9 protein-coding genes are annotated in these 8,642 nt (G+C 35.7%); 7 read left to right on the plus strand and 2 right to left on the minus strand.

Annotation, left to right across the window (positions count from 1 at the left end):
• The 7 genes from GVY42_RS15550 to GVY42_RS15580 all read left to right on the plus strand — a co-directional run.
• The coding region (locus GVY42_RS15550) for a toxin Cry1Ac domain D-VI-related protein (protein ID WP_236550107.1) at positions 1 to 1,564 on the plus strand (1,564 nt) is incomplete at its 5' end.
• A gap of 271 nt (positions 1,565 to 1,835) precedes the next feature.
• On the plus strand, positions 1,836 to 2,264 hold the full coding sequence (locus GVY42_RS15555) for a DUF4352 domain-containing protein (RefSeq protein WP_159563777.1): 429 nt from the start codon (positions 1,836 to 1,838) through the stop codon (positions 2,262 to 2,264).
• A gap of 19 nt (positions 2,265 to 2,283) precedes the next feature.
• Positions 2,284 to 2,652 carry a DUF4352 domain-containing protein gene (locus tag GVY42_RS15560; protein ID WP_159563776.1) on the plus strand — a complete coding sequence of 123 codons (369 nt, stop codon included), beginning with the start codon at positions 2,284 to 2,286 and terminating at the stop codon, positions 2,650 to 2,652.
• Positions 2,653 to 2,671: 19 nt separating this feature from the next.
• Positions 2,672 to 2,920, plus strand: a complete 249-nt coding sequence (locus GVY42_RS15565; protein ID WP_159563775.1) for a hypothetical protein — start codon at positions 2,672 to 2,674, stop codon at positions 2,918 to 2,920.
• A gap of 138 nt (positions 2,921 to 3,058) precedes the next feature.
• Positions 3,059 to 3,634 carry a hypothetical protein gene (locus GVY42_RS15570; protein WP_159565637.1) on the plus strand — a complete coding sequence of 192 codons (576 nt, stop codon included), beginning with the start codon at positions 3,059 to 3,061 and terminating at the stop codon, positions 3,632 to 3,634.
• Positions 3,635 to 3,811: 177 nt separating this feature from the next.
• Positions 3,812 to 4,612, plus strand: coding sequence for an immunoglobulin-like domain-containing protein (locus GVY42_RS15575; RefSeq protein WP_159565639.1), 801 nt, complete (start codon positions 3,812 to 3,814; stop codon positions 4,610 to 4,612).
• Positions 4,613 to 4,665: 53 nt separating this feature from the next.
• Positions 4,666 to 5,673 carry an acyltransferase family protein gene (locus tag GVY42_RS15580; protein ID WP_159565641.1) on the plus strand — a complete coding sequence of 336 codons (1,008 nt, stop codon included), beginning with the start codon at positions 4,666 to 4,668 and terminating at the stop codon, positions 5,671 to 5,673.
• Between the two features lie 347 nt (positions 5,674 to 6,020).
• On the opposite strand, the gene GVY42_RS15585 is transcribed toward GVY42_RS15580, so the two are convergent.
• Both GVY42_RS15585 and GVY42_RS15590 read right to left on the minus strand, forming a co-directional pair.
• A complete protein-coding gene (locus GVY42_RS15585; protein WP_159563770.1) occupies positions 6,021 to 6,347 on the minus strand; it encodes a hypothetical protein in 327 nt (108 codons plus the stop codon).
• Between the two features lie 730 nt (positions 6,348 to 7,077).
• The gene (locus GVY42_RS15590; RefSeq protein ID WP_159565643.1) at positions 7,078 to 7,404 is read right to left on the minus strand and encodes a TM2 domain-containing protein; all 327 of its coding nucleotides are present in this window, start codon (positions 7,402 to 7,404) and stop codon (positions 7,078 to 7,080) included.
• Positions 7,405 to 8,642 lie beyond the last annotated feature (1,238 nt).

The following is an 8,642-nucleotide window of genomic DNA, read 5'->3' on the forward strand; positions in this document are numbered from 1 at the left end:
GGTGAAGGACCTCGCGGACGGATCAGGCGTGATCAAGCCGGGAACGGACCAGAAGGCGATCGACGACGCGAAAGCGAAAGTGGACGCACTCCCAGAAGGTCCGCAGAAGGAAGAGCTCACGAACCAGATCAAGGACATGCAGAAACAGCTTGATGACCGTACTGCCGAGGAAGCAGCGAACGCTGCAACCGCATCAGTAGACGACTTGTTCACGGATGAGAACCACAACGCACTCGCGCCGACGACGGACCAAGGTGCGATCGATGATGCCCGTGCGAAAGTGGACGCGCTCCCAGAGGGAGACCTCAAGGACGAGTTGACGAATCTCGTGGACGTGGCGCAAGACTTGTTGGATGCATCGAACGCGGTGAAGGACCTCGCGGACGGATCAGGCGTGATCAAGCCGGGAACGGACCAGAAGGCGATCGACGACGCGAAAGCGAAAGTGGACGCACTCCCAGAAGGTCCGCAGAAGGAAGAGCTCACGAACCAGCTCGAGGACATGCAGAAACAGCTTGATGATGCCGAGGTTGCAAGTATTCAAGTTCTCACATTCGATGAAATGACGACTAAAGATTTGTATGCGCGTGGTACTGTTTCGAAGAACACAGTCCGAGTCTATATTTATCTAAATGACCAGTTGATTCGTTGGAGACCAGTTGAAACTGATGGTTCATTCTACGGTCATGTCTCTAATACATTAAAAGAAGGAGACAAAGTGACAGTAGTGCCAGTTGATGAAAAAGGACGTCGTGGAACTGCAAAAGATATTATTGTTAAAGCAGATGCCATGGTAGGCGCACCAACACTCGATACGTATGTTGAAGGTGAAAACTGGATTACAGGACAAACTACTACTGGAACATCGTATGTAAGAATCTATGTGAATGGTGAATTAGTGCGAAAACGTAACGTTGAAGCAGATGGTTCATTCTATGGAAGTTTGTATGCGAATGGGTCACCGATTGCAAAAGTTGGAGATGTCATTACGGTAATTCCTTACAGTGTAAACGATGTTGCAGGTAAAGAAGCAACAACAATTGTTCAGGCTAAACCTGTTGAAATCAAAACTTTTGTTGAAAGTGATAACACACTATATGGAGTCACTACGGATCGTGCAGATAAAGTTGATATTTATGTCAACGGTAAGTTCCTCCGCACACGTGCTGTTGAAGCAGATGGAACGTTCTACGGTAGCATGTTGATTAATGGAGTCGTAGCTGCAAAAGCTGGAGATACCATTACTGTAAAAGCACGAACTGATGCTGGGCGCGTTCTTGCAGAAGGTCAAACGATTGTAGTGGCCGCTGAGAAGTCGAATCCACCTAAAGTCAATGCTTACACTACTGGCGATAAAGAACTTACAGGTACAGTTGACACTAATGTTAAACGGATGCGAGTCTACCTTCCTGATGGCACTGCAGTGAACCGTGGTGTGATTGAAAACGGGGCTTTCCGAGTTTATGTATTAGACTTCGGCTTGGAAGCAGGTCAAACAATTAAAGTGGTAGGTATTTTGGAGTCGGGTCGTGAAACACCTGCGACACAAATTACAGTAAAGTAATGCATTTTTATGTTTAGGATGTGAACGGACAGACGGAAGATTCCGTCTGTCTCGTTTTTGAAAGGAGATAGATATGATACTGATCATATTTCTTTTATTAATAGCGTTAAGTTTAGTGTCAGCATCCATTATTTTTTTGAGTGCTGTATGGATGGAAAAAATGTGAAATGTCACTGATGTGTAAAGTTTCGTTTAAGAGTATGTTTTATTTGGGAAATGAAACATAATTATTTAGTCAATTGATTTTTTTAACCAGTAAAAGGAGAAGAAAATGCAAAGAAAAATAACACTTTTATCACTTTTATTATTGCTGACAGTCTCATTGATAGCCTGTGGCTCTAATGGGATTGATGACCAACCAAAGTCTAATGATATTGTAGAGATTCAGTTGACGGAAATGTTTGAATATACCGAGCGGGATCCAGCGGAAGTGGAGCCTCCTGAGCATGTAACAGGTTTTAAAGTAAAAGTAAAGAATTTAGCAGAATATGAAATTGGGATCGGAATGTTCGATTTTGAAGTATTTAATAAAGAAGGCAAAAAGGTTGAAGCTTACGGATATGCAGATAGTTTAGGGCAGACGATTGATAAAGAAGAGAGTGTTGAAGGAACAATTTATTTTATTATCAACAAAGAAGACGTTTCCAAAGTTGTTTATACTGATCCTGAATTAAAGGAAACTATGCAATGGGACTTTTAATGAGTGAGGAAGATATACGATGAAATGGTGGAGTGAGTTTAAACAGCGAAAGAAGTTTTTACGCGATTATGCCGTCTTATATCAATCTAATGAATGTCGGATTACGTTAAAGAAAATTAGTAGTTATCGTTCAAGGGATTCATTTGAACGAACTCCACCTGAACATGTAACTAAAATTGAAATTGAAATTAAGAATCATTCCAAGTCTACTTTATTTGTAGAGTATAATGATTTTTCTATATTTAATAAGACAGGTGGGTCCGTAACTTTCTATCCCTATGTTTCAGATTCTTTAGGGACTATGATTGAACCTGGGACTAGTATTACAGGCAACATTTATGTGGTAGAGGACATTCAAGCAATATCTTCAATTTATTATAAGAGTTGAGAGAACAGGAGATGAATATATGGAATGGAGTAATTTCGATGCGCTCAAACTAATTGAGCATACTGAACATAATCTATCTTCTGAAGAAGCCTTAAATTTTGTGAAACGTCATTGGGAAATGGAAAATGAACACGAAACGTTTATCCGCCGAACGTTTCATATTGAAGATATAGAGCTTATTTATCTTAACGAGAAAATTAAAGTGTTTGAGACAAGATATAAGAATGGGGAATGGGTTTTCTTAAGAGTAGATGGGGGATGGCTTTAAAAGCGGGGATGATCATTACATTGGTTGATTAAATATAGTGGTAGGAAGTATTTTTAACTTTTTAGTTTTTTTGAAAAAGGGTGTCCTAGGGACGTCTTTTTTTTGAAGTTCAAGGCTCGTAAGCAGGGAGTTTAATTCATGCGAAAAACCGTGATCGTCTTTACAATCGTTTGCCTTGTGGTTGTTTTATCTCTAGCAAAAAATTTATTTCCACAAGAAAAACAAAAAAGTAACAATTCATATGAGATTTTGGAGAGAATAATGACAGAAGAGAGGCTACCTTCTAAAAATCCTAAGTATCTATCCAAAACAAATCAAGTTAATCAACTCATTATACCTTCGATAAATTTAAGGAGTTCCATCTCTTCTAATAATAATGATTTAAGATTGATAGATTATATGTTGATTAGCGTAAAAGATTCAACTCAAAGCGGTAATATTATATTTGGACGGAATAGCTTTGTGAAGAACCGTCTATTTAATAAACTCTCAAATGTTCAAGTTGGACAGACTATATTTATCGAAAATATTAAAAAGAACGAGAGAGTTTCTTATATTATTGAGAAGGTTTTCATAGTACCGTTTGAAAAATTTGATGAAGGTGAGCTGCTTGATCTAAACAAGTTAACGCTTGTAACTACTACGGGTCATGAAAAACAATTGCTTATAGTGCAAGCAAATTTATTCAGCGCGCCCTCTAGTTATACTTATTAACAACCTAACAGATTTTTACTAAGTGTTTGTACGTTATTTTTAAAATAGTGAACGAAATGAGAGGCTAATTAAATTTTGAACGCTAAGTGTTTAATTTTTGAAAACGCATTTCAAGGAAACGTAATAAAATAATTTTTAAGCTTAAAAGTAAAACTTTTAGATAACGGAGGAATTTATGTGTTTGTTAACAAGATTGAGAAGAAAGTAATTATTAAAGGTAGTGCTAAATCAATCCCGTTGGTGATAGTCTTTGTACTTTTATTTCCAGCAATACCAACGTTTGCTAATCCCTTAGAGAGAAATACCAACTCGGAATTACCGATGACTATCCTTGATCCATATTACCAAGGGCAGAATCATCTAAGTGGTGAGGTTACTAATGAGGTGAAGAAAGTTAGGCTGTATAAGAAGGGAGAGTATGTACGTTCAGGGACTATCCAAGATGGTAAATTTAAAGTTTATACTCGGGATGTGCATCCACAGCCGAAAGAAGAATGGAGTTTAATCTCAGTAGATTCAAACAATGAAGTGTTAGAGGAAATTCAATTTGAACCTTTGCGTTCAAAAGCTTTTATAAATGCATATGATAAATTCACTTATAAGGATTCGAGTATTTCTGGTACTTCTGAAGGAGCAAAAGTAATTCGGATATATGTGAACAACATTGAGAAGCGAGCTGTAAAAGTAAAAGAAGATGGATCTTTTTTAATCTATGTAGAAGACCTGAATTTAAACAAGAAAGATAGAATAGAAATGGTGGCGTTGGATTCCTTTAATCATGAAGGAATACCATTAGAAGTACAAGAAGTTGAACAAAAAACTAAAGGAAATGTAATAGAGGAAGAACATCTGTCTAAAGAAGAGGGAGATGAAAAACAAATCTTTAATCATATTTATCTAAACTATCTCCTTTGGGGACTAGTTTTATTATTTAGTATCTGGATGTTCTCGAAAATATTTAAACCAAAGAAAAAATAATTTAATAAATAGAACTATAAAATTTATAGTTCTATTTATTAAAAGGTGAAAACATGAATATAAATTACACAATAAATTTATTTAGAGTTATTGCAATGATGATGCCTCTTACTATTCACTTTATATCAATCTATTTTGAAAATGGATTTCAGACCTTCTGGAATTACTTTTTTTTCAGATTGATTTTGGAGATTGGTGTTCCTTTTTTTTATGTGTTAATCGGATTCTTTTATATTCCGAAGAAACACCAATTTAATTCTACAGTTACTTTTAGAAAGGCAATACAAAATATTTGGCGATATTTAATGTATTATTTATTAGCCTCTGTATTCTACATATTCATTTCATATGTAATCATGAAGTTGAATATAAACTTTTTAGAATATGACACCTCCGAACAATTTTACGCCTCTCTTACATTCAATAATTTGATTAATGGAACTATTGGAGGAGTTCATCTCTGGTTTTTATCTGGAGCAATTTTGTCGTTAGTTTGCTTATCTCCTCTACTCTATGCAGGGGTAAGACCTGGAATTCTGTTTTTAACTGTAGTCATACTATATTATCTATCATCAGAAGTTGGATATTCAAAAATTTTAATGCTAGATCGTTTAGTAGCGGATGAAGGAATGTTATTCGCAATGATGTTTATCCTATTAGGAGTCGTTGTAAGAGAAACCGAGTTCACTAAAAGAAATAGTTATCTTTATTTAGGAGTGTTTTCACTCATTTTCTACCCTTTTTTGACATACTACACTGAATTTCCAGATTTCATAGTGTTGATTTTCACGGTCATGATGTTTATTTTATATGCAAAAACAACTTCGCATATAGGTAATAATAAAATCATTTTGAATTTAAATCGCTATAGTCTATATGTCTATATTTTTCATTTATCATTTTTAAAACTTTCAAATAAACTGTTACAAATTAATTTAGGTAATACTTATTGGCAGAACTGGTGGTATCCTTTAATTATTTTAACGGGTCTAATTGGGCCTATTGTACTATATCACACAGTAAATTTACTAAAAACAAAAATTCACACCATGGTAACATGATAATACGAAATAGATGGTAGCTCGAACAGTTAGTGTTTGAAGTAAATAATTTTGACTTGAATGTAACGGCTCTTTTTCTGGACTAAATAGGAGAGAGAAAGAACCAGTTATGAACTGGATCAAAAAATTAGATAATAAATAATTCGTCAGACGATTTGGAAAATCTGGGTTCGGTATTCCACCGGGCTCAGTTTTCATGTTGTCATAGAGATTTTGTTGCCGTACACCATTGAAGAAGGCGAACGTATTCATACGGTACTTCATCAGAGTCTTCAGCGTCATGTCGGTCGTGAACTTGATCTATCGCGTTTTTGAATACCCGAGGATGATGGAATACTATACGCATTTCAATCCATCTGTCCCTGTCGTTTAGGCGACGTTTCAAACCTGACGGTAGTCTGCTTTTTAGGCTGAAGTCTGTAAGGTTTCACATACTCTCTCAGAATCCCTTTATAGCCTAGCTTTTGAATAAAACCGCAATTGGTTGTACCTTCTTTGATACGTTCGGTTATGTAGTCTTTGTAGGGTTCGAATTTTCCTTTTCTCTTTTTCCGCTTCACTTTCGTAGGTGCATTTTCCATATTCAAATACTTTTGGATTGTCTTAGGGGCATATCCCATCTCGTCAGAGATAGTTTTAATTGTCCATCCTTTGCTTCTTAACTCACGAATCATAAAAAAATCCCTCATTTCGGATCATGTCTCACACTCTATTTTCAGGTTGTCAGAATCATTATCCGTTACTTTGAGAGATTTTTTTTAATACGTTGATTACAACCCACTTATAGTTTAGGCTTGTGGTCTGGAAATCTCGTCCGAGGAGGTACGGTGCGATCGTCCTGACATTTTCATTATAGGACCGATATTTATTCATACGGCCGAGGCACTTGAGACCAAGCTTGTCCATGAGAATTCTAAAACTATGGCGCTCGAGGAGCGCGTGGATACGGCGATAGCAACAACGTCCTTCCTCTTCTTGAACCAAGGCTTTCAATTTTTTTAACGCTGCGTTCTCCATCTCGAGGAACTCGCCTTCTTCCATGAGTTTCTCGACCTCGGCGCATGTCCTGTTGGTTTGGTGACCAAACCTTTGGGTCCCTCCAGTTCATAGGCAGATAATTCATTCATTTTTCAATTAAGCTGAAAAATTATAATTAAGTATTTACTATAATCACCATACCTAAATTGATTCTTTCGCATTTTTAATGAAATGCTTCATCCGGTGGTTATGTCGACACTGTTTTATAATCAAATTCTTCCGCTAAAACGTTAAGTGGCCTCTTTCCTAAAATATTGGTGATTAAAATATATAGTCTATTTGTACAGTCTCCAATTTACGATACCGTGTATAACCTGCTCACAGTTTCTGTGAATGGAATTATTTATCTGAACAATAAATGATTACTCATGAAATCGATTCCTGCGTTTCTGGTTTAAAAGCTTCACTAGGTATGATAGATATTGAAGTGTGGCTTCTTTTAAATTCTGTTAATAAATCGCTATGAATAGAAGCATGAGATGTATTTCCATAACTAAAAATCGCTTCGTTAATTGCGTTCACTTGTTCAACACGTCGAGATAGAAGGAAAAAGTCGCAGAGCCAAAACAAACCAAAACCGCCTAATGAAAATAAACTAAATAGGCCTAATTTTATATCGCCGACGTAGAACCTACCTGCTCCAAAGATCCCGAAAAAAGTATGTAATAAATAGGCATCAGTTTTTAGTTTCAACTTAATTCCTCCTGTATTCTACTATTGACTTCATTTATCGAAATAGGTGAGGATAATACATATTGATTAACATCATATTTTCACAAAAAATCGAGCCTTCAATAGGACGAGTATTTACTATATTTTAAAGGAAAGGTTTAAAATTAGACTTTCAAAAATGAACTGATTAGCATTCAATTTATGAGAATTTTTATTCACCCGGAATTAACAGTGTAATCAAATAGACTATTTATATTCAACAAGGCAGGTGTAACTAATTTAATAAGCAGGGTCAGGATGTAAACCAAAATGAGAGAGTGCTAAATTAGTTTCGACTTAAATTTATCGCAATACAATATGAAACGATTTCTGGCATATATACTAAAAAACTGTTGACGTTGAAAAAAGGGAGCAAGTGTATATTCTGAACAGACCTTTGAATGATAGACGTTTGATAAAAAGTACTATTCAGTTTTTTTTACGTGCAATGTAATGGAATTATTTAGAAAGGAGGACTAGCCATAAAATCAGACGAGTATGATTCACCTTCCACTATTCTTGAAGGTGTTGTTAAGTCTACGCTAGTTCTAGATAAGAAGCTTAAGAAGTTTCCGTTTCTTATATCTTCGACCAAACTTAAGGGTCTTGATTTCCTCGAAAAGCAAAATTTAAAACGAGCTTGATTTAAAAACTTTTCTATTTTGACAAACAGTAAGGTGATTTCTGAGAAGAAACTTTGCTTCTCTTACTATCAAAAAGGTAAGAGAAAGCTGAACGTTCGTGGCTAGAAGTTCTCCTATAAAGTAAATAAGTGATGGTGGGTTTCCCAATATGCAACATCTATTAAATATTTAGATAGAAATGTAGACTTTCAAAAATACAACTAAAAGTATTCTCTTTTTGAAAATATATGTCTTTTGACTTTTGATACTCTTGGAATGGTGTCTGAATGCATTGGCGTTCGGACACTTTATATGTGATTATCTTGAAAAAATTTTTATTATATTTTTAGTGATGGGAAAATTGATTTTAAAACAACCAACTTTATAAAAAATGGAAATCTGTCTTGGAACTGAATAGTATATGTAAATGGTTAAAGATAGATATTTGATAAAGATGAGGTCTTTAATCTTGAACTGAGCCCCGTAAAATGGACAGTTTAATAAAAAGTCCACGTTTTCTATGCTGCGATCAGATGGTCCCGATATTGTTCCGGGGTCATTTTTTTTAGATTTCATTGACCGCGTTCGCAGTTGTAA

The organism is Exiguobacterium sp. 8A, from assembly GCF_902506275.1.
GTDB classification, from domain to species: Bacteria; Bacillota; Bacilli; order Exiguobacteriales; family Exiguobacteriaceae; genus Exiguobacterium; species Exiguobacterium profundum.